Origin of the sequence: Halomonas huangheensis, assembly GCF_001431725.1 — a bacterium.
Classification (GTDB): domain Bacteria; phylum Pseudomonadota; class Gammaproteobacteria; order Pseudomonadales; family Halomonadaceae; genus Halomonas; species Halomonas huangheensis.
Window position 1 is genome coordinate 3,118,970 of the sequence record NZ_CP013106.1, and the last position, 20,739, is coordinate 3,139,708.

The 20,739-nt window shown below is 58.3% G+C and carries 19 protein-coding genes; 10 read left to right on the plus strand and 9 right to left on the minus strand.

The features are described from left to right. The first annotated feature begins 144 nt into the window (after positions 1 to 144). A complete protein-coding gene (locus tag AR456_RS13625; protein ID WP_021818820.1) occupies positions 145 to 1,275 on the plus strand; it encodes an aminotransferase class V-fold PLP-dependent enzyme in 1,131 nt (376 codons plus the stop codon). Between the two features lie 145 nt (positions 1,276 to 1,420). On the opposite strand, the gene AR456_RS13630 is transcribed toward AR456_RS13625, so the two are convergent. From AR456_RS13630 to AR456_RS13660, 7 genes are all read right to left on the minus strand, one after another. Beyond that, positions 1,421 to 2,026 (minus strand): Yip1 family protein, encoded by a 606-nt coding sequence (locus AR456_RS13630; RefSeq protein ID WP_021818819.1) that lies wholly within the window; start codon positions 2,024 to 2,026, stop codon positions 1,421 to 1,423. A 290-nt stretch (positions 2,027 to 2,316) separates the two neighbouring features. Beyond that, positions 2,317 to 3,207, minus strand: a complete 891-nt coding sequence (gene cyoE, locus AR456_RS13635; protein WP_021818818.1) for a heme o synthase — start codon at positions 3,205 to 3,207, stop codon at positions 2,317 to 2,319. Positions 3,208 to 3,218: 11 nt separating this feature from the next. Further along, positions 3,219 to 3,545 (minus strand): cytochrome o ubiquinol oxidase subunit IV, encoded by a 327-nt coding sequence (gene cyoD / locus AR456_RS13640; protein ID WP_021818817.1) that lies wholly within the window; start codon positions 3,543 to 3,545, stop codon positions 3,219 to 3,221. 1 nt (position 3,546) lies between these two features. Next, the gene (gene cyoC, locus AR456_RS13645; protein WP_021818816.1) at positions 3,547 to 4,164 is read right to left on the minus strand and encodes a cytochrome o ubiquinol oxidase subunit III; all 618 of its coding nucleotides are present in this window, start codon (positions 4,162 to 4,164) and stop codon (positions 3,547 to 3,549) included. Between the two features lie 2 nt (positions 4,165 to 4,166). Then, positions 4,167 to 6,149 carry a cytochrome o ubiquinol oxidase subunit I gene (gene cyoB, locus AR456_RS13650; protein ID WP_021818815.1) on the minus strand — a complete coding sequence of 661 codons (1,983 nt, stop codon included), beginning with the start codon at positions 6,147 to 6,149 and terminating at the stop codon, positions 4,167 to 4,169. 4 nt (positions 6,150 to 6,153) lie between these two features. Continuing rightward, positions 6,154 to 7,125 (minus strand): ubiquinol oxidase subunit II, encoded by a 972-nt coding sequence (gene cyoA, locus AR456_RS13655; RefSeq protein ID WP_021818814.1) that lies wholly within the window; start codon positions 7,123 to 7,125, stop codon positions 6,154 to 6,156. Positions 7,126 to 7,618: 493 nt separating this feature from the next. After that, positions 7,619 to 8,389, minus strand: a complete 771-nt coding sequence (locus tag AR456_RS13660) for a DeoR/GlpR family DNA-binding transcription regulator (protein WP_021818813.1) — start codon at positions 8,387 to 8,389, stop codon at positions 7,619 to 7,621. Positions 8,390 to 8,937: 548 nt separating this feature from the next. Here AR456_RS13660 and AR456_RS13665 point away from each other — a divergent pair. From AR456_RS13665 to cdd, 7 genes are all read left to right on the plus strand, one after another. Continuing rightward, entirely contained in the window at positions 8,938 to 9,741 is an 804-nt protein-coding gene (locus tag AR456_RS13665) for an outer membrane protein OmpK (protein WP_021818812.1), read from the plus strand. Between the two features lie 12 nt (positions 9,742 to 9,753). Further along, positions 9,754 to 11,019, plus strand: a complete 1,266-nt coding sequence (locus AR456_RS13670) for a NupC/NupG family nucleoside CNT transporter (RefSeq protein WP_021818811.1) — start codon at positions 9,754 to 9,756, stop codon at positions 11,017 to 11,019. A gap of 363 nt (positions 11,020 to 11,382) precedes the next feature. Further along, positions 11,383 to 12,174, plus strand: a complete 792-nt coding sequence (deoC, locus tag AR456_RS13680; RefSeq protein WP_021818809.1) for a deoxyribose-phosphate aldolase — start codon at positions 11,383 to 11,385, stop codon at positions 12,172 to 12,174. Continuing rightward, positions 12,174 to 13,538 carry a thymidine phosphorylase gene (deoA, locus tag AR456_RS13685; RefSeq protein ID WP_021818808.1) on the plus strand — a complete coding sequence of 455 codons (1,365 nt, stop codon included), beginning with the start codon at positions 12,174 to 12,176 and terminating at the stop codon, positions 13,536 to 13,538. The genes deoC and deoA overlap by 1 nt, the downstream gene beginning before the upstream one ends. Then, on the plus strand, positions 13,535 to 14,773 hold the full coding sequence (locus tag AR456_RS13690; RefSeq protein ID WP_021818807.1) for a phosphopentomutase: 1,239 nt from the start codon (positions 13,535 to 13,537) through the stop codon (positions 14,771 to 14,773). The genes deoA and AR456_RS13690 overlap by 4 nt, the downstream gene beginning before the upstream one ends. Before the next feature lie 12 nt (positions 14,774 to 14,785). Further along, entirely contained in the window at positions 14,786 to 15,520 is a 735-nt protein-coding gene (gene deoD / locus AR456_RS13695; RefSeq protein WP_021818806.1) for a purine-nucleoside phosphorylase, read from the plus strand. Beyond that, positions 15,517 to 15,960 (plus strand): cytidine deaminase, encoded by a 444-nt coding sequence (cdd, locus tag AR456_RS13700; RefSeq protein WP_021818805.1) that lies wholly within the window; start codon positions 15,517 to 15,519, stop codon positions 15,958 to 15,960. The genes deoD and cdd overlap by 4 nt, the downstream gene beginning before the upstream one ends. A 66-nt stretch (positions 15,961 to 16,026) precedes the next feature. On the opposite strand, the gene AR456_RS13705 is transcribed toward cdd, so the two are convergent. Next, positions 16,027 to 18,285 carry a mechanosensitive ion channel domain-containing protein gene (locus AR456_RS13705; RefSeq protein ID WP_236995508.1) on the minus strand — a complete coding sequence of 753 codons (2,259 nt, stop codon included), beginning with the start codon at positions 18,283 to 18,285 and terminating at the stop codon, positions 16,027 to 16,029. Positions 18,286 to 18,509: 224 nt separating this feature from the next. On the opposite strand from AR456_RS13705, the gene AR456_RS13710 reads away from it, so the two are divergent. Both AR456_RS13710 and AR456_RS13715 read left to right on the plus strand, forming a co-directional pair. After that, positions 18,510 to 19,499 carry an amidoligase family protein gene (locus tag AR456_RS13710; RefSeq protein ID WP_021818803.1) on the plus strand — a complete coding sequence of 330 codons (990 nt, stop codon included), beginning with the start codon at positions 18,510 to 18,512 and terminating at the stop codon, positions 19,497 to 19,499. Next, entirely contained in the window at positions 19,499 to 20,230 is a 732-nt protein-coding gene (locus AR456_RS13715) for a gamma-glutamyl-gamma-aminobutyrate hydrolase family protein (RefSeq protein WP_021818802.1), read from the plus strand. The genes AR456_RS13710 and AR456_RS13715 overlap by 1 nt, the downstream gene beginning before the upstream one ends. A 65-nt stretch (positions 20,231 to 20,295) precedes the next feature. Here AR456_RS13715 and AR456_RS13720 read toward each other — a convergent pair whose 3' ends face one another. Continuing rightward, positions 20,296 to 20,724: an OsmC family protein gene (locus AR456_RS13720; RefSeq protein WP_031207673.1), complete on the minus strand. Its 429-nt coding sequence runs from the start codon at positions 20,722 to 20,724 to the stop codon at positions 20,296 to 20,298. Positions 20,725 to 20,739 lie beyond the last annotated feature (15 nt).

Consider the following 20,739-nt stretch of genomic DNA (forward strand, 5'->3'; position numbering starts at 1 on the left):
TCCGACGGGGCTGGCTCCAGAGCGCCATTGACCTTATTCTCTCCACAAGGTGCTTTCCACCAGGGGCGTCGACCGCGGGCAGAACCCTGAACGTCTCGCCATTGCCGCGCGTCCCTGCTCACATAACCAATAAGGATGACTGCCATGCCTGGCCTGCTCCATGACGTCGACCCTGATGGACTGCTGGAATATTCCGTGGTCTATACCGACCGTGCACTGAATCACATGTCGCAAAGCTTTCAGGGTGTCATGCGCGATATCTCGGCAACCCTCAAGCAAGTCTACAATGCCGACTCCGTCGCCATCGTGCCGGGCAGCGGCACTTTCGGCATGGAAGCCGTGGCACGCCAATTCGCTCACAACCGCAGCGCGCTGGTGATTCGCAATGGTTGGTTCAGCTATCGCTGGCATCAGATCCTCGAAATGGGCCGAATTCCGGCGGAGCTCAATGTCGCCAAGGCACGCCGACTCGACGAACACGATCCAGCCTCACCGTTCGCCCCGGCTCCGATCAAAGAGGTCGAGAGCCTGATCAGCCGTACGCGTCCGGATATCGTCTTCGCTCCCCATGTCGAGACCTCTTCCGGCATGATTCTTCCCGATGATTATATCAAGCGTGTCGCCGACGCTGTGCATGCCCATGGTGGCCTGCTGGTGCTCGATTGCATTGCCTCTGGTACCGTTTGGGTGGATATGCAGGCCACGGGGGTCGACTTACTGATCAGCGCACCGCAAAAGGGTTGGAGCGGTTCACCTTGTTGCGCGATGGTGATGATGTCTGCCCTGGCTCGCGAGGTAATCGAGGAAACTACCAGCAGCAGTTTTTCTGCCGATCTGCGCAAGTGGCTATCGATCATGGAGACCTACGAAGCCGGAGGCCATGCCTATCACGCCACCCTGCCCACCGACAGCCTACGCAACCTGCGCAACATCATGCAGGAAACCGCTGAATACGGTTTCGACAAGGTCAAGGAAGAACAATGGGCACTCGGCCAGGGGATTCGCCAGCTACTCAGCGATCGGGGACTTGGTAGCGTTGCTGCGCCAGGCTTTGAAGCCCCTGGCGTTGTTGTTTGCTATACCGGTGATGGCGGACTGGTTGCACGGTTCGCAGCTGCTGGCCTGCAGGTTGCCGCAGGGGTACCCCTGATGTGTGATGAGGGCGAAGATTTTCAGAGCTTCCGCATCGGTCTGTTCGGACTCGACAAACTGCATCACCCGGCACGCAGCATCGACAGCTTCCAGAAGGCACTCGACCAGGTGCTCAATGCCTGACTCGTGTTCCCGCAACCCTATTCGCCAGGAGAAATGTCGCTGGAAGAAGTGTCGCTGGAAGAAATATCGCGGGGAGAAATGACAATGGGCGCCTGCATGGCGCCCATTGCATTATGCGGCGTTGTGTTTGCCGGACGGTTCGATGTCACGAAAGGATCGACAGGATGATTCTCTCCCCATAGCCCCACAGTAATACGGTCATTCCCAGTAGTGCCTCGAGCACCAGGACACCGACCCCGAAGGTCGTGATGGAAACAATGAAGCCTTCCTTCTCACTGATGTTCAGAAAGGAAGGTATGCCGATATACAACAGAAAAGCCGTATAGCAGAGACCAATAACGCCTGCGAGAAGGCATAACCACACCAGAGGGTATATCGCTACAATTCCGCTGAGAAACATGGGAGTAGCAATATAACCCGCGAAGATGATGCACTGACTCTGGCTGGGCGGTTTGGGATAGCGTTTGGCCATGTAGCGTATGACCTTGCCGACGACATAGACCGCCGCGAGTATCGTCAAATAGAAAACGATCCCCGCCCCCAATGCATCCAGATAGCCCAGCTTGATCTGCGTCCCGCCACCAAGACTCCACCCCACTTGCGTCGTACCAATATAGGAAGCGACTACCGGAATGGCAGCCAATAACAAAACGTGATGGGCATAAAGGTGGGTTAGCGTCTCACGTTCTTCCTTGATTGCCTTCCATTCTCGATTGGGACGGGCCATCAATCCCCAGACATGTGCCAGCATCGCGACTTCCTCCTGCTACCGCAGTGATCAGATAGAGAGTTTGTTGTCGTTGGTCCTCTCTTCAGGAGTATAGAACCGAATTCAGTCTTTGCTGGATGAACCTTGGTACAAGCACAATTCCAGCGACAACCCACCACCATCGGCACCTTCTCGCAGCAACGAACCGCACCGACCTGCTGATCGGTCATGCCAGCCTCCATATACGAGAACGGGCCGCACAAGGCGGCCCGTCAGGAGTTGATCAGGGGATGATCACAGCTACTCGAGGTTCACTAGTACATCGAGGTCCACTAGTACATCGAGGTCCACATCGGTGTGCTGGGCATCAGCGTTGCATCGAGTGACATCATCACACTAAGAGCGGTGATGGTCAGAATCGAGATACCGAACACCTGGCGTGCCCAACGTACGTTGTCGTCGGTGCGATAGCCCTTGGCTGCGATGTATAGCCAATAGACGCCCAGCACCAACGCCACTACGAAGTAGCCCGGCCCCGCATAGCCCGCCACACTCAGCGACAGTGCCGCGCCGATAAAGGCGAGGATGTAACCGAGAATGTGGTGCTTGGCGGTTCCGATACCACGCACGACCGGCAATACCGGAATATTGGCTGCGCGGTAATCTTCCATGCGGAAGATGGCGATGGCATAGGAGTGCGGCATCTGCCACAGGCAGAAGATCACCAACAGGGTCAGGGCACCGGTATCGAAAGTCCCGCTTGCCGCACAGTAGCCGACTACCGGTGGAACTGCCCCGGAAAGGCTACCCACCAGAGTGCCGAATTCAGAATGGCGCTTCATGTAAAGGCTGTACGCCCCGACATAGATCACGAACCCAAATGCGGCCAACCCCAGCGTCAACCAGTTGGTTCCCAATGCCAGCACAACAAAACCAGCGAGGCCAAGTAGCGTGGCGAAGCGCAATGTAGCCGCCTCGCTCACTCTACCCTGCACCAATGGGCGATTGCGGGTGCGCTCCATCAAGGCATCGATGTCTTGATCGATGACGTTGTTGAAGGCGCAACCTGACGCAATCACCAAAGCCAGTCCTACCAGCGCCGATAGAAACACCAGCGCTTCGAACTGACCCTGGGCGGCCAGGAAATAGCCGCCCAGAACCGAGATCACATTACCGCCGATAATGCCTGGCTTGGTGATCGTGATGTAGTCCCTGATCATCATGTGCTTCGGCGTCAGCCGATCATCATGTTGTGATGCAGGTGGTACATGATCCACAGAGAGCCTCCGATGACCAGAACCAGAATCGTCACGGTGAAGACGAACGACATGAAGTTCCAGCCTTCATCGGCCTTGGTGTTCATGTGCATGAACATCACCAGCTGAACCAGGACCTGCGCTACCGCCGTGATGACGATGGTAAGCACCATGGCTGTAGCCCCGAAGCCGCCGCTCATGACCACACCAAAAGGGATGATGGTCAGCACGATGGACAGGATCAGACCAACAACATAGGACTTGACGCTGCCGTGGCTGTTTTCCGCGTGAGAATGTCCACTCATGTCACAGGACTCCCATCAGGTAGACGAAGGAGAAGACGCAGATCCAGACGATATCCAGGAAGTGCCAGAACAGGCTGAGGCACAGGATACGTGGACGCGTCACGTCGGTCAGGCCTTGCGTCGACACCTGGATGACCATCACCACAATCCAGATCAGACCAAAGGTCACGTGCAGGCCGTGGGTGCCCACCAGGGTGAAGAATGCCGACAGGAAACCGCTCTTGTCAGGCCCAAAACCTTCATGGATCAGGTGCTGGAACTCATAGATCTCCATGCCTACGAAGGCTGCACCCAACACGAAAGTAATGATCAGCCACTGGCGCACCCTGGCGACAGACCCAGCGTTCATCGACAGGACTGCCATGCCGTAGGTAAAGCTCGAGAACAACAGCAGGAAGGTCTCGACCAGAATGAACGGCAGCTCGAAGATCTCACCCGGCGTCGGGCCATCCGCCGTGCCCCTCAGGAGCACAGCGTAAGTGGCGAACAGTGATCCGAAGATCACCAGATCGCTCATCAGATAGACCCAGAAACCGAAGAGCTTGGTGCCCGCCGTATCGTGGTGGTCGTGGTCATGCCCTTCGGCATGACCGTCGTGGTTAAGAGTATCGGTAGCCATGATTACGCCTGCATCTCCGCACGTTTCTGGACTTCACGCTCAATGCGCTCGACCTCAGCTGCTGGCACGTAGTAATCAACATCATTGTTGAAGATACGCGCCATGAAAGTGGCAAAGATCGCGACACCACTGACAATAGCCAGCCACCAGATATGCCAGATCAGGGCAAAGCCAAGGACGGTAGCGAACGCACCCATCACCGGGCCTTCCCAGGTGTTCTTCGGCATGTGGATGTCCTTGTACGGGACACTGGACTTCGGTGCCTTGCCGCCGTTCTTCTGCTTCATCTCCCAGAAGGCATCCACTTCGTGGACTTCAGGCAGGTGAGCGAAGTTGTAGAACTGGGGCGGAGACGCGGTCGCCCATTCGAGAGTACGAGCGTCCCAGGGATCGCCAGTGACATCCTGGTTCTTCTCGCGATCACGGATACTGACGAACACTTGAATCAGGGTGCAGGCGATACCGCAGAGGATAACCACAGCACCACACCATGCGAAGATCATCAGCGGCTGCCAGTCACCGTTCTCGTAGGACTGCATGCGACGTACCGCACCGAAGAAGCTCAGCACGTACAGCGGCATGAAGGCCATGTAGAAGCCGATGAACCAGCACCAGAAGGAGCGTCTGCCCCACTTATCGTCCAGCGTGAAGCCGAAGGCCTTCGGGAACCAGTAGGTCAGGCCCGCCATCATGCCGAACACCACACCGCCGATGATGACGTTATGGAAGTGGGCGATAACGAACAGGCTGTTGTGCAGTACGAAGTTGGCTGCCGGTACGGACAGCATCACACCGGTCATTCCACCCAGAGTGAAGGTGATGATGAAGCCGATGGTCCACAGTACCGGAGCGTTGAACTCGAGACGACCGCGGTACATGGTGAACAGCCAGTTGAACACCTTCACCCCGGTGGGGATGGCGATGATCATGGTCATGATGCCGAAGAAGGCATTGACGTTGGCACCGGCGCCCATGGTGAAGAAGTGGTGCAACCAGACGATGAATGACAGGAAGGTAATTGCCACTGTCGCCCAGACCATGGTGCCGTAACCGAACAGACGCTTGCGCGCGAAGGTTGCGATCACCTCGGAGAACACGCCGAAGGCCGGCAGAATAAGGATGTACACCTCAGGATGGCCCCAGGCCCAGATGAGGTTGACGTACATCATCATGTTGCCACCCATATCGGTGGTAAAGAAGTGTGTTCCCAGATAGCGATCCAGAGTCAGGAACGCAATGGTTGCGGTCAGGATCGGGAAGGATGCGATGATCAGCACGTTGGCGCACAGCGACGTCCAGGTGAAGATCGGCATGTGGAACAGCTTCATGCCCTTGGTGCGCATCTTCAGGATAGTGACGAAGAAGTTGATACCGGTCAGCGTCGTGCCGATACCCGATATCTGCAACGCCCATATCCAGTAATCCACCCCGACCCCGGGACTGTACTCCTTCCCGGATAATGGCGCGTAGGCCAACCAACCGGTAGTGGCGAACTCACCAACGAACAGCGAGATATTGACCAGCACAACACCCGCCACGAACAACCAGAAACTCAGGTTGTTGAGGAACGGGAAGGCCACGTCACGTGCACCGATCTGCAGCGGCACCACCAGGTTCATCAGACCGATGACCATCGGCATTGCCACAAAGAAGATCATGATCACACCATGTGCGGTGAAGATCTGATCGTAGTGATGGGGAGGCAGGAAGCCTTCAGCTCCAGCCGAGGCCAGAGCCTGCTGACTACGCATCATGAGCGCATCCGCGAAGCCACGCAGCAGCATGACCAGAGCGACGATGAAGTACATGATGCCGAGTTTCTTGTGGTCAATGGAGGTCAACCACTCACTCCACAGATATCCCCACTTTCTGAAGTAGGTAACTGCGCCCAGCACACAAAGCCCACCAAAAGCGATGGCGAGGAAAGTCGCCACCAGAATGGGCTCGTGATAGGGAATCGCATCCAGACTGAGTTTTCCGAACATGATATTACTCCGCTGCCTCCGCGCTCATGGACTCGCCGTGAGTCTCGGCTGCTTTGCCGTGGCCGAAGCCTTCGGTATAAGCGTCGGCGTATTTCGCCGCCTGCTCAGCGTGACCGCCGCCCGCAAGGAAGCTCTTGATGATGCTCTCGTAGAGAGTCGGGGATGTTTCGGAGAAGTACTTGGTGAAATGACCTTCAGTAGGCTCGGCCAGTTCGTAGTACCCCTCTGGGAATGTCAGCGTATCGGACGATTCACGCACCTTCTCCACCCAGGCATCGAAGTCTTCCACGGACCCGACATGAGCATCGAAGTACATGTCAGCGAAGCCTGCACCGCTGTAATTGGTGGAGCGACCGCGATACACACCCTGCTCATCGGCAATCAAGTGAACATCGTTGTCCATACCTGCCATGGCGTAGATCTGGCTGCCCAGCGCAGGAATGAAGAAGGAGTTCATGACCGAGCCGGAGGTCACGCGGAAGCGCACCGGGGTGTCCTCAGGGAATGCCAGTTCGTTGACGGTGGCAATGCCCTGCTCGGGATAGATGAACAGCCATTTCCAGTCGAGCGAGACGGCCTCGATGACCATGGGCTCGTTCTGCCCCTCTTCAGCCTTGAGCGGCTTGTGAGGATCCAGACTGTGAGACGTATACCAGGTCAGCAGTGCAAGGAACACAATGATGACGCAGGGAATGAACCAGACGATCGCCTCGATCTTGGTCGAATGGTGCCAATCCGGCGCATAGGTGGCGTCCTTGTTGCCCTTGCGATAACGCCAGGCGAACGCGAGAGTCAGCACAATCACCGGCACCACCACGATCTGCATCAGACCGAAGGCGGTGAGGATCAGGGTGCGCTGCTCCTGACCGATTTCCCCCTTCGGGTCCAGCAAGGCTGAACTACAGCCCGCCAATACCAGGGGCAGCGCCAGCATCAGCACAAGGCCGAGCGCGCGCAGGTAGGGATTTCTTCTCATGTAACAACCTCGTCCGGGCTAGGAGGCGGAATATCAGAGCTCACGAGCAACGGCTCTCGTGTCGAGCCTGGGAGCCTCAGCGCAGGGACCATGTCTTACGTCGTTCAGCACTTCGTATGAGATGGTCCCGCCAACGCCTATGCACCCATGGCAAAATCCCATGCCACAACGAGAGCTCAGCCGTCGACTGGGCCGTCGATGGCAGGGACACGCTATGGAATGAGACCGGCGGTATTGTCGGCAGGCACCGAGGTCTTGAGAAGCGACGATTTGCCGCAGGGGTGTCGCACCCAAACTTGATCTGCATTCGAAAACTTGCTCAAACCGCCATCTGACGGGGCATCCAGCCACTTCGACATGGGTGGCAGATTAGTGAAAGACCCCGACCTGGCCATGCGCAGTGTAGCGGAATCCGTACGCCTGGAACCATCACCGCAACACAGAAGTCAGAACCATTCTGTCTCCGGCCCCGAGTTTCGACAGTTCGAGCGGGTTATACCCTGATGTCAGCAAGGCGCAGGCGACTCGGACCACGCCCCCTCAGTTCCTGATAGGCACGCCCATGAGTGACTACAACATCGATGTCATCAAGGCTGCCATAGAATGCAGAACGCAAGGTCGCCCACTTACTGTCATCGAAGACCAGAATGCGCTGCGCGGCTGTTTCCAGTGCGGCTTGCTTGGGCGCCACTTCATGGAAGTGAAAACAGCTCAGGCCTCGATCGAGGTGCACTCCAGCCGCACTGATAAAGGCGCGATTGATGCCCAGCGCTCGAATCTGCCTGGCGATATCCTCACCTTCAAACGACTGTGATACCGACTGATACAACCCTCCCAGTAGTATCAACCGCACGCCATCCAGCTTGCTGACCGCCTGCGCCACATTGAGCGCGTAGGTAACCACGGTCAAATCGCGCCACGCCGCCAGCTCTGAAACCATCGGCATCAGTGACGTACCACAATCAATGAACAGCGTATCGCCATCCTCGATAAAGGTTGCCGCGCTGCGACACAGCTCCCGTTTGATCTCGATGCGCTTGCCCTGCTGCTGCTGAAGATCGTAGATCGGTTGGAACTGAGGGTCATCGCGCCGCACGAGATGTCCGCCCATCAACATCAAGGGACTTTCGTGGGATGAGATATCACGCCGCAGGGTCATCTCCGAAACGCCGCACAGCATGGCAGCATCAGCCAAACGCAAGCTTCCTCCCCCGGAAAGGGCCTGAAGAAGTCGCTCCTGTCGCTCGGCACTGCGTTGGTTCATCGTAGAAGTACTCCACTCACTCTTTCTTCCCCCACGGCCCTGATTATTCAGCGACGTCAGCCCACAACAAGTGCTGGGCTGACTCCCATTTTCAGTGGCTTGCAACCGTCAGAAGACAAGCAAGCATCGAAAACGCCTGGTGCATCCCGGCACCAGCGGGAAACGATAAATTGATCAGCGTTTCCCCAAGTCCAATTCGCCAGATTCAATAAGCATGTCCTGATAAGCATGCCCTGATAACCATGCCCTGATAACCATGCCCTGATAACCATGGCCAGCCAATACTCCAGCTTCCGGGGACACGGCCCAGCACAATGTTAAAAAAATAACATTATGTGTTAGCATCATTCCATACGAGGAAGCACCGATGCCACGTGGCCTGGACCAATGATCGACTACTCGGCGTGGGAGCCCCCGAGTGGTACATGAGGCAAGTCATGCCGTGATCATCGACCGGCGGCCAGAATCAAGTGCCGCCTGGCGTCTGTGTTTCCAGAGGGAATCATCGCCATTCAACAACAATCAGGCATCAATACGAGTACTCACACATGTCGCGTTACGCACCCACCGCCCTTGCAGCAGCCACTCTGGCTGTTGCGACCTTCTCTTCCACTGCCCAGGCCGAAGGCCCTCAGTGGTCTTTCGCCAACGCATCGGTCAACTATCTGGACTGGTCTAGCGGCACTGAAGCACGTACCGCGAACAACGCGGCCAAGAGTGATTTCTATTATCTCGAGCTGGAAGGTGGCGCCGGCTACTCCTGGGGCGAGTTCTACGGTTTCTTCGACATCGAGAACCCGGGCCATGATCACTTCGACGAAGACAGTAACGGTCAGGATAACTTCCGTACCGCGGGTAAGGTGACCTCCCACCTCTACCTGGGTGACACCCCCTTCTCGGTGTATCTGCATGTCTACGATTTTCGCGACTACGGCTATAACTCGCGTGAACAGGACCAGATTCTCGGCTTTGGATATCGCCACACCTTCGACAACGGCCTGTGGGTAAAACCGTTCATCGGTGCCGCACGCGTCCAGAGTGACGGCTACACCGGCATGAACGGCGCAATGCTGGGCTGGGTAGCCGGCTATGACTTCAAAGCCTTCGATCAGTCCTTCAGCCTGACCAACTGGCATGAGCAGACCTTCGAGCGTGACGACGACTATCTCGAGCAGAACTATGTCGGCGACAAGGCGGGCAGCATCGGCACCAATGGCGCCGTGGCACTGTGGTGGCATCCGCACCCTGCGATCACCACTGGTGTGCAGTATCGCTATTCCGACAACAAGCTCGGCACACCCAATCAGTACCAGAACGCCATGATCTACTCTCTAAAGTTCAACTTCCTGTGAGGCGAAGGGACTATGACACTCCTGATGAGTCTGGTGGGTATGGCAACGCTGGTTGCCATTGCCATCCTGTTCTCCTACAACCGTAGATCCATTCGCCTGCGTACCGTACTCGGTGCCTTTATCATTCAGGCGGGGCTCGGTGCCTTTGTCCTCTATGTGCCCTTCGGCCAGGATCTCCTCAAGACCGTTTCCGACGCCGTCAGCCAGGTGCTGGTCTATGGTAACGATGGTATCGACTTCCTGTTCGGCAATCTGGCCAATACCGAGAACATCGGCTTCGTGTTTGCGATCAAGGTACTGCCGATCATCATCTTCTTCTCGTCGCTCACCGCGGTGCTCTACTACCTGGGCATCATGCAATGGGTGGTGCGCCTGTTGGGCGGCGCTCTGCAGAAGGTGCTGGGTACTTCGCGTACCGAGTCACTTTCGGCAACCGCCAATATCTTCGTCGGTCAGACCGAGGCACCGCTGGTGGTCCGCCCCTATATCGCGCGGATGACCGACTCGCAGTTGTTTGCGGTGATGTGTGGCGGACTGGCCTCAGTGGCTGGCTCGGTGCTGGCCGGTTATGCCTCACTGGGCATTCCCATGGAATACCTGGTCGCGGCGTCCTTCATGGCAGCACCGGGTGGCCTGTTGTTCGCCAAACTGATCATGCCGGAGACCAGCGAGGACCCTGATAGCGACGAGCGTACCCAGGACACCACTGAGGAGGGCGACAAGCCGGTCAATGTCATCGATGCGGCCTGCTCCGGCGCTTCGTCCGGCCTGCAACTCGCGGCCAATGTCGGCGCTATGCTGCTGGCCTTCATCGCCTTGATTGCGATGTTGAATGGCGTTCTCGGCGGTATTGGTGGCTGGTTCGGCTTCGAAGACCTGAGTCTCGAGATGATTCTGGGCTGGGTGTTCTCGCCGTTGGCCTTCCTGCTTGGTGTGCCTTGGGAAGAAGCCAATATCGCCGGCTCTTTCATCGGTCAGAAGCTGGTCGTCAATGAATTCGTCGCCTTCATCAATCTGGCGCCCTACATCGATGGCAGTCAGGTCGTCGAGGCTACCGGCCAGGCGATGAGCGCGCACACAGCAGCTATCCTGTCCTTTGCACTCTGTGGTTTTGCCAACCTGTCGTCGATTGCCATTCTGCTGGGTGGGCTTGGTGGTATTGCCCCCAGTCGTCGCCACGACATTGCCCGTTTCGGCATGCGAGCGGTATTGGCCGGCACCCTTTCCAACCTGATGTCAGCTTCTATTGCCGGCTTCTTCATCGCCCTCGGAGCCTGATCCGGCCTCTACTCGCCCAGCTGGGCCGCTACCAGGCGGCCCGGTTGGCCACCCAGAGCCACGTGTTCAAGGTTTCAAAACAGATGTGTTACCGAGTCCAGATCGGGCCTGTTGCAGAGTCTCGAGCACGACCGTTTCCGGTCTACGTGCGGCTGCTTCCAGAGTCCCGAACATGACTATTTCACAAGTCCCGAACACGACTATCTCTAGAGTCCCGAACGTGACTATTTCTAGAGTCCCGAACATGACTATTTCTAGAGTCCCGAACATGACTATCTCTAGAGTCCCGAACGTGACTATTTCTAGAGTCCCGAACATGACTATTTCTAGAGTCCCGAACATGACTCATGCTGGAGCCCTGAAATGACAGATCTCACTTATATCGCTCGCCAGGCACTGGCGCTGATGGACCTCACCAGCCTCAACGATAATGACACCGACGCCGTTATCGAAGCGCTGTGCCAGCGAGCCAAGACACCTGCCGGCTCACCGGCGGCGATCTGCATCTATCCGCAGTTTGTGGTCACTGCGCACCGCGCGCTGGTGGCTCATCAGCTCAACGGCAAGATCAAGATCGCTACTGTTACCAACTTCCCGGCAGGCAACGACGACCCCATGGCCGCTGCACGCGAGTCCCGTGAAGCAGTCGCAAGTGGCGCCGATGAAGTCGACGTGGTTTTCCCATGGCGCGCATTGCTGGCAGGCGATGAAAACGTTGGCCGTGACCTTGTCGAGATGTGCAGAGCTGCCTGCGGCGACCGTCTGCTCAAGGTGATCATTGAAAGTGGCGAGCTCAAGGATCCGGCATTGATCCGCCGCGCTTCGGAACTGGCCATCGCCGGCGGCGCCGACTTCATCAAGACTTCCACCGGCAAGGTGCCGGTCAACGCAACACCGGAAGCGGCACGCATAATGCTCGAAGTCATTCGCGATAGTGGTCGTCCGGTCGGCTTCAAGGCAGCCGGCGGCGTGCGCACTGCCGAGGATGCCGCGATCTATCTCGACCTCGCCAACGAGATCATGGGTGCCAACTGGGTGTCTCCGAAGACCTTCCGCTTCGGCGCATCAGGTTTGCTCGACAATCTGCTGATGACACTTGGCGTGGGTATTGATAGCAAGGGTGTCGATAATGGAGGCAACGCAGGAGGCTACTGATGCTGATTCAGGATATTCTCGCCGCCAAGCGTGACGGACAGACGCTGGATAGTGCCATGATTCGCGAGTTCGTCATGGCGATCGCAAGCGACCAGGTCGGCGATGAACAGATCGGCGCCTTTACCATGGCCGTCTATCTCCGCGACATGAACCTCGACGAGACCGTGGCGCTCACTGAGGCCACCCGCGATTCGGGCCATGTGCTCGACTATCGCGCCCTCGACCTGCCCGGCCCGGTCCTCGACAAGCACTCGACCGGCGGTGTCGGCGATCCAGTGTCGTTGGTTCTCGGCCCCTGGCTGGCGGCCTGCGGCGCCCATGTGCCGATGATCTCGGGGCGTGGCCTGGGGCATACCGGCGGTACTCTGGACAAGCTCGAGGCGATTCCCGGTTACAACGTTACGCCTGATCACGCGACTTTCGAGCGCCTGCTGCGCGATACCGGAGTGACCATTATCGGTCAGAGTGGCAACCTCGCTCCGGCCGACAAGCGCCTCTACGCGGTGCGCGATGTCACCGCCACCGTCGCTTCACTGCCGCTGATCGTGGCCTCGATTCTCGGCAAGAAGCTGGCCGAGAACCTCGATGCGCTGGTGATGGACGTCAAGATCGGCAATGGCGCCTTCCTCGCCAACGATGACGAAACCCGCCAGTTGGCGATGACCATTGCCGAAGTGGCTCGCCGTGCAGGCACACCCACCACCGCACTACTGACCGACATGAACCAGTGCCTGGCCAACAGTGCTGGTAACGCAGTAGAGGTTCGAGAATGCCTGGACATCATGACCGGCAAAAGGCGCGGCGGACGACTGCTGGAACTGACCCGCACTCTGGCCGTCGAAGCGCTGGTTGCCGGACGACTGGCGGAAGGCGCTGACGAGGCTCGCCGCAGACTCGATCATGCGCTCGATTCCGGCCGGGTGGCCGAGCGCTTTGCCGGAATGGTTGCCGGCCTGGGAGGCCCCAGTGATCTGCTCGATAATCCCGAACGGTATCTTGCCGAAGCTCCAGTAGTACGTGACGTCTACGCGGCTCACGACGGTATCGTCGCTGCCCAGGACGTCAAGTCGCTCGGCATGGCAGTGGTCGCGCTGGGCGGAGGACGCCGACGCGCCTCCGACAGCATCGATCATCGAGTAGGACTCGACAGCATTGCCACTCTCGGTAGCAGAGTCGATCGGCACACGCCGCTGGCCCGCATTCACGCCGCCAATGCAGAAGATGCCGAACGCGTCGCCGAACAGCTGGCCGACTGCTTCACGATTGGTGAATCCGCCGAAGTCCCGCCGCTGGTGCATGACCTGCTTCAAGACCCTTCTCGAAACACCCACCACACACCCGGCGATACAGGAGACCGCACATGACACGCGCTATCGTAGTGGTGATGGATTCCTTCGGCATCGGTGCCGCACCGGATGCCGAGCAGTTTGGGGACGCAGGCTCCGATACTCTGGGCCATATCGCAGCGGCCTGTGCCAACGGTCAGGCAGATGATCGTGGACGCCAGGGTTCCCTGCACCTGCCCAACCTGGCGCGCCTCGGATTGTTTCACGCGCATCAGGCGGCCACTGGCCATTCAGCTGCCGGCATCGAGCTCGGAGAGATCGATAGTGCCTGGGGCTATGCACGTGAAGTCTCCTCCGGCAAGGACACTCCGTCCGGCCATTGGGAGATCGCCGGTGTGCCGGTACGCTTCGACTGGGGATATTTCGAAGCTCTCGAGAACAGCTTTCCTGAGGAATTGCTGGAGGCGCTGATCAATGAAGCCGAGCTACCCGGTGTACTCGGCAATTGTCATGCTTCAGGAACCGAGATCATCGCGCGTCTCGGCGAAGAGCATTGCCGTAGCGGCAAGCCTATCGTCTATACCTCTGCGGATAGCGTGTTCCAGATCGCCGCTCACGAGGAAACCTTCGGCCTCGAGCGCCTGCTGAAACTATGCGAGACCGCTCGCCGCCTGCTCGAGCCCTATAATATCGGCCGCGTGATTGCGCGGCCGTTTGTCGGCAACGATTCCAACGATTTTCAGCGCACTGGTAACCGTCGCGACTACAGCGTCGAGCCGCCCTCACCCACGGTTTTGCAGAAGCTGACCGAAGCGGGCGGTGAAGTGGTCGCGATTGGCAAGATTGCCGACATCTACGCCCACTGCGGCATCTCGCGGCTGATCAAGGCCTCGGGCCACGATGCGCTGATGGATGCCACCCTGACGGCCATGGATGAAGACGCTGAACGCCAGTTGATCATGACCAACTTCGTCGACTTCGACATGATCTATGGTCATCGTCGCGATGTCGCCGGGTACGCCGCCGCTCTCGAGGCCTTTGACACGCGACTGCCGGAACTGCTGCAACGCCTGCGAGCCGATGATCTATTGGTGATCACCGCTGACCACGGCTGCGACCCAAGCTGGCACGGTACCGACCACACCCGAGAGTACATTCCGGTATTGGCACGTGGTGCCGGGCTCGGTGCCAACCCCGCTACGCAATCCCTCGGTGAACGCAGCAGCTTTGCCGATATCGGCCAGTCACTGGCCAGTTACTTCCACCTCGACCCCATGGACGACGGCGTGAGCTTCATGCCCGCCACTCACTGACAGGAGACGCTGATGGCTACTCCCCATATCAAGGCAGAACGTGGCGATTTTGCCGATACCGTGCTGATGCCGGGTGATCCCCTGCGCGCTCGCTACATTGCCGACACCTTTCTCGAAGATGCGCGGCTGGTCAATGACGTGCGCAACATGTACGGCTATACCGGCACCTATCGTGGTCGCGAGATTTCGGTAATGGGCCACGGCATGGGCATTCCCTCAGTCTCCATCTACGCCAAGGAGCTGATCACCGAGTTCGGTGCAAAGAGACTGGTTCGTGTAGGTTCCTGCGGAGCCGTGCGCGACGACGTCAAGGTTCGTGATGTGGTGATTGGCCTCGGCGCCAGCACCGACTCCAGCGTCAACCGCTCTCGCTTTCGCGGTCTCGATTTCGCCGCCATCGCCGACTTCGAACTGACCCGCCACAGCGTCGATGCCGCCGCCGAGTTGGGTGTTGCGGTCAAGGTCGGCAACATCTTCTCCGCTGACCTCTTCTATCACCCGGACCCGGCGTTGGTGGAAACCATGCGTGATTACGGCATCGTCGGTGTCGAGATGGAAGCCGCGGGTCTGTATGGCGTCGCCGCCGAGTTCGGCGCACGAGCGATGACCATCTGTACCGTCTCTGACCACATCGTGAATGGTGACTCACTGTCCAGCGATGACCGTGCCACCACGTTTGACGAGATGATGAAGATCGCGCTGGAAGCGATGCTGCGCGACGATGCAGCGATGAGGAATCCAGCATGAGTGAATCAGCCAACCACGAGACCATTGATGAGCAGATCATCGATGCTCTGGTGAAGGTGCGTGGGCGCGCCTACGTACCTTACTCCGATCACCCCGTCGGTGCCCTGCTGATCAGCGAATCCGGCCAGCAGTTTGTCGGCGCCAACGTCGAGGTTGCCCACTACAAGGGGCTATGCGCTGAGGCATCGGCGATTGCCGCCATGATCAGTGCCGGTGAACGCCAGCTACGGGAAGTCTATGTGATCGGCCCTGGCGAACACTTGTGCACGCCCTGCGGCGATTGTCGCCAGCGCCTGCGTGAGTTCGCCACCCCGGACACCATCATTCGCGTGGTTGACGCCCAGGGACAGCTGCTCAAGCGCTACAGCATGGATCAACTACTACCCGACTCCTTCGGCCCCGAGAACCTCGGCCGGGGTTCCGCCATGCACCAGGGATAAGCTGATCAAGAGCCGATCATCCAGGCTGACTCGTAGTGAGCCTCGATGACCGGCTATTGCGCTTCGCTACATGGGATCGGGAGAGGCCCGACGTTGATCGGCAACAGGCTGCTGCTGCGGCTTGCTCGACTCGCGCTGATGGTCAGGCTGACCGGGACCAGAGGTGCCATCGAGACGGCCTCCCCCCAGACCTTCCATACTGACACTCAAGCGTGGCGCGCCCAGATGGACGCCCATCTCTTCCATACGCTGCTTGAGCATCATGTTGAAGGCACGCGACACGTCCCACTGCATCTCCGGTGACGTGCGGAAACGCATACGTAGAATCGCGCAGCCATCCTCGAAGCGGTCGATGCCCTGCATTTCCAGCGGCGACCAGATGTGGTGGCGCATCATCGGATCCTGACGCAGTTCTCGAGCCGTCTCCTGCATCAGGCTGGTGGCATCATCGATCTTCATGTCAACGGGGATGCGGATCTTCATCAGTGCAATGCCGAACTGTCGTGACATGTTATGGATCGACTCAATGCGCGAGAAGGTCAGGATATGCACGATGCCATCGAGGTCACGCAGGCGTACGGTACGCAATGTCAGCCCCTCGACGGTGCCCATGTGGCCGTTGATCTTGACGAAATCATCCACCGCCAGCGAATCCTCGATCAGGATGAAGATGCCGGTAATCAGATCCTGGACAAGTGTCTGGGCGCCGAAACCAATCGCCAGACCGATGACACCGGCACCGGCAAGCAGCGGCGTGACGTTGACACCGAGGTTGGCCAGCCCAACGATCGAGGCGATGATCACAATAGTGGCGAAGATCACATTGCGGATCATCGGCGTGATGGTCTGAGCACGAGCCTGGTTGACGCGCCGGCCGCGAGAGCGCGCCGAAGACGTCAACCCACGCTGAATCGCCGTATCGGCAAATATCCACGCTAGCCACGCCAGCAACACCGTAAAGGCTATGCCGAGTATCGCCTGGCCAATACGCACACTGGCCACGCCTTCCTGCCCCAGTCCTACCAACGATGCACCCCACACCTGTAGGGAGAGCTCGGCGAAGACCAGCCACGCCAGCACATGTGCAAGGGTGTAGCCAAAGCGCTCGAGGCGTCGACGATATTCGCTGTGATGCCGATAATGACCGCGCCCCTGATCATGACGTTCCTTCTGCCGCCGCAGTAAAGCCGTCATCACCAGCGTCAACACCAGCAGACCGGCGTTGACGATCGAACGCGCCAGCGCTGCGCCCACGTCTCCGCCAGTGATGAAGATCGCCAACAGAGAACCACAAACCATCAGCAGCGCCGGAATATGCCAAAGCCGCCCAACGACCCGAATGATCTCGGTAGCACTCGTGGTGGAGTCACCGCGCATGGAATAGGGACGGTTGCGAATCAGGTGCTTGATCGGCCGCTGGAAGCGCAGAATGAAGCGAATGGTGAACAACGCAGCGAGCATATTGGCCATCACAGAGGCCAGCGCTGCCAGATCAAAGCCCAACATGCCCAGCATCCGCTCGGTACGGAAGGCATCTCCCAACGCCACCAGTGCGCCGATCACGAACAGTGGGCGTAATGCCTGATGCTGCATGATGCGCACTGCCGTGTAACGATGCCCACTGGTGAAGACCGAAATCACCGTTTCCACCACCACCGACAGCGTGCGACCACAGAGAGAGGCATAGGCGATGATGGCGACGCAGGTTCGACCCGGGCTCTGTGGCACCACCTGAGTGATGCCGAGCACGGCAAGGAAAGCCAATACCCAGGGCAACATACGGCGCAGAAAGTGCACTGCCAACAACCAGGCCTTGGGATCGCGCGGCAGGTCCATCGGCCAGCCTCGCCGCACTGCAATCAGACGGCCCAATGCCACCAGGATGATCACCAGCCCACCCCAGATCACCAATTGAACGCTGAACTCCACGGAAAACTGCGCCAACTGCCGATAATCGGTGTCACTCAGCATCGAGATGACATCCTGCCAGCCCTGCAACAGCCTGCTTTTCCAGCGTCCTACCGGAGAACTGGCACCTTCGGCCTGCTCGCCCAACTCGGTGAAGGTATCGGCTAGCGCGCCGAGCAACCCCTGGGAGCTGTCCGAGGTGTCGGCAGCCGCCTCCTCGCCATCACGCAATACCTTGAGGTTATCGACCAGCTCCTTGCGGGTAGCGTCATTCTCGAGCGTCTGGATCAATGTATCCAGCGAGCGCTTCACCTCATCACGGGACGCAGCTGGCTCGGATGTCTGACTGCCACCATTGAGCATGCTCAAGGCGCCGGCCTGTGCCGACGCCTGATTGGGCACAATCACCAACAGCATCAGCACAACCATACAAAGCGCTTGAATCAAAACACTAAAGCCGCTGCGCCCACAGGTCATTCGAACTCCTGTCCCTGGTTATCAAGCATCACTGCCATGGAATAAAGGCCTCCTATGATAGGCTGCCGATCATGACTGTCATAGTTTGGTCTCGCGCAAGTGCACCGAGCCCTGGAACGCCAGATTTCATGGCAACTTGCGAACCACCATATCAGGAGGCTCTCATGCATAGGCCTGCACAGCCGCCCCCCGAAACACTGAACCCCGAAGGCCAACCTCGTAAGGTTGGCGTCGAGCTGGAGTTCGCTGGCCTGCTGCCTCTGGACACTGCCAGGCTTGCTCAGTCCCTGTTCGGCGGCAGACTTGAACACCTCAGTGCCCATCGCATCAAATTGAAGGACACGAAATGGGGAGACTTCGGCATCGAGCTGGATTCACAGTACGTGCATCCAGAAAGCAATGCCAATGAGCCGGAAGACAGTGACTGGCGCCGCCTCAAGCATGACCTCGATAAAGCCTACCGTGAATTGCTTGGCGATGTTGTGACCGGTGTAGTCCCCACCGAGATCGTCTGCCCGCCCATCCCCTGGGATCAGCTCGGCGAGTTGGATCGTTTGATCGATGAACTGCGCCACCACGGTGCCAAGGGTACGGATGCCAGCCTGCTGTATGGCTTTGGCCTGCATCTCAATCCGGAACTGCCCGCCCTGGATGAGGCAACCATTCTTCGCTACCTACGCGCTTGGCTACTATCCGCCGACTGGATACGCGAACAGATCCGGGTGGATATCACTCGGGAGTTCCTGCCGCATGCCAACCCCTTCCATCAGAAATACTGCCTGAAGGTCTGCGACGAACACTATGCCCCCGACCTGGATTCGCTGATCGACGATTACCTCGCCGACAACGCCACCCGTAATCGTGATCTCGATCTGTTGCCACTCTTTGCCTGGCTGCGCCCGAATCACCCACATCCGCTATTGCAGGGCGGACTGGTTCAGGCACGCCCAACCTTCCACTATCGCCTGCCCAATGCCCAGCTTTCAGATCCCGAGTGGGGAGTGGTCAGCGAATGGAACCGCTGGCTCGAAGTCGAATGGCTTGCCTGCACGCCCGACACACTCGCCGAACGCATGGCGGAATACCATGCTCGTCATGCCCAACCCCGGTGGTGGCAACCTCTTCTCAACCTGATGCCGGGAGTTCGTCGCTGATGCCTCAACGCCCTCTGATCGGCATCTCGACCTCGGATCACAAGAGCCTGATTGCCTGGGCTTTCGATTGGCTGGCCGTCTGGCGACATGGTGGACGCCCGCTACGCTTGTCTCCTTCACGCCCCTGGCCGGACAGGCTCGACGGTTTGATCATCGGCGGCGGAGATGACCTCCAGGCACACCTATACGGTGGCGAAGTTCAGTTGGATGTACGTGTTGACCCACAGCGCGATGAATTGGAACTGGCGCTGCTGCGCCAGCAAATCCCGCGTGGTACCCCTGTGCTGGGAATCTGCCGCGGAGCCCAACTGATCAATGTCTACCTGGGTGGCACCCTCGACAGCGATATCTACCAGAGTAACGCAGGCCTCAAGCGACGACGTACTGTGCTACCGCGCAAGACTGTTGATATCAGCCCCGGTAGTCAGTTGCACGAGATCCTGCGGGTAAGCTGGTGTCGCATCAACAGTCTGCACCACCAGGCAGTACAGGCGACCGGGGATGGCATTCGAATCGTAGCACGAGACCGAGATGGTCTCGTTCAGGCCATCGAGTCGCAGCAGCATGATTTTCTGATTGGCGTCCAGTGGCACCCGGAATTTCTGATCTTCAACCGGCCGCAACAACGCCTCATACGTTCAATGATCGCTACCGCCAAGCGCCATGCCGAACAACGGGCCAGCGCCATGAACGACAACGTCCACCGTACGGATATCCGCGGTGGACGTTGAGCGTAACCAACGAAAGCGACCAGCTTGGGTTTTTAAACAGTGCCTGCCGCAAACATTTTCAGGCGTCAGACAAGACTGGCGTCCAGACTGATTTCGGCATTGAACAGCTTGGAAATTGGGCAACCAGCCTTGGCTTTCGCCGCCGCCTCCTGGAAGGCAGCATCATCGGCTCCGGGGATGCTAGCTCGCGTGGTCAAGTGAATGCGAGTAATGGCGAATCCACCATCGACCTCCTCCAGGCTCACTTGAGCTTCAGTATCAATCGACTCTGCCTCGAGTTTCGATTCGCCCAGAATCATCGACAACGCCATGGAGAAACAGCTGGCATGGGCTGCGCCAATCAGCTCTTCAGGATTGGTACCCGCCTGTCCCTCGAAGCGTTGCTTGAAGTCATAGGGCACATCATTGAGTGCGTCGCTGGCCGTGGAAACCACGCCCTTGCCGGTCTTGAGACCCCCTTTCCACTGCGCACTTGCGGTGTTGGTGATGCTCATCGTCGACTCCTCTGG

Excerpts from the sequence above, each read along its gene's own strand:
- AR456_RS13670 (WP_021818811.1), top strand. The coding sequence starts at position 9,754 with ATGACACTCCTGATGAGTCTGGTGGGTATGGCAACGCTGGTTGCCATT.
- AR456_RS13705 (WP_236995508.1), bottom strand. The coding sequence starts at position 18,285 with ATGCTGTTGGTGATTGTGCCCAATCAGGCGTCGGCACAGGCCGGCGCC.
- cyoE (WP_021818818.1), bottom strand. The coding sequence starts at position 3,207 with ATGATGATCAGGGACTACATCACGATCACCAAGCCAGGCATTATCGGC.
- cyoB (WP_021818815.1), bottom strand. The coding sequence starts at position 6,149 with ATGTTCGGAAAACTCAGTCTGGATGCGATTCCCTATCACGAGCCCATT.
- AR456_RS13715 (WP_021818802.1), top strand. The coding sequence starts at position 19,499 with ATGCCTCAACGCCCTCTGATCGGCATCTCGACCTCGGATCACAAGAGC.
- AR456_RS13660 (WP_021818813.1), bottom strand. The coding sequence starts at position 8,389 with ATGAACCAACGCAGTGCCGAGCGACAGGAGCGACTTCTTCAGGCCCTT.
- AR456_RS13690 (WP_021818807.1), top strand. The coding sequence starts at position 13,535 with ATGACACGCGCTATCGTAGTGGTGATGGATTCCTTCGGCATCGGTGCC.
- cyoC (WP_021818816.1), bottom strand. The coding sequence starts at position 4,164 with ATGGCTACCGATACTCTTAACCACGACGGTCATGCCGAAGGGCATGAC.
- cdd (WP_021818805.1), top strand. The coding sequence starts at position 15,517 with ATGAGTGAATCAGCCAACCACGAGACCATTGATGAGCAGATCATCGAT.
- deoC (WP_021818809.1), top strand. The coding sequence starts at position 11,383 with ATGACAGATCTCACTTATATCGCTCGCCAGGCACTGGCGCTGATGGAC.
- AR456_RS13720 (WP_031207673.1), bottom strand. The coding sequence starts at position 20,724 with ATGAGCATCACCAACACCGCAAGTGCGCAGTGGAAAGGGGGTCTCAAG.
- cyoA (WP_021818814.1), bottom strand. The coding sequence starts at position 7,125 with ATGAGAAGAAATCCCTACCTGCGCGCGCTCGGCCTTGTGCTGATGCTG.
- cyoD (WP_021818817.1), bottom strand. The coding sequence starts at position 3,545 with ATGAGTGGACATTCTCACGCGGAAAACAGCCACGGCAGCGTCAAGTCC.
- AR456_RS13710 (WP_021818803.1), top strand. The coding sequence starts at position 18,510 with ATGCATAGGCCTGCACAGCCGCCCCCCGAAACACTGAACCCCGAAGGC.
- deoA (WP_021818808.1), top strand. The coding sequence starts at position 12,174 with ATGCTGATTCAGGATATTCTCGCCGCCAAGCGTGACGGACAGACGCTG.
- deoD (WP_021818806.1), top strand. The coding sequence starts at position 14,786 with ATGGCTACTCCCCATATCAAGGCAGAACGTGGCGATTTTGCCGATACC.
- AR456_RS13630 (WP_021818819.1), bottom strand. The coding sequence starts at position 2,026 with ATGCTGGCACATGTCTGGGGATTGATGGCCCGTCCCAATCGAGAATGG.
- AR456_RS13625 (WP_021818820.1), top strand. The coding sequence starts at position 145 with ATGCCTGGCCTGCTCCATGACGTCGACCCTGATGGACTGCTGGAATAT.
- AR456_RS13665 (WP_021818812.1), top strand. The coding sequence starts at position 8,938 with ATGTCGCGTTACGCACCCACCGCCCTTGCAGCAGCCACTCTGGCTGTT.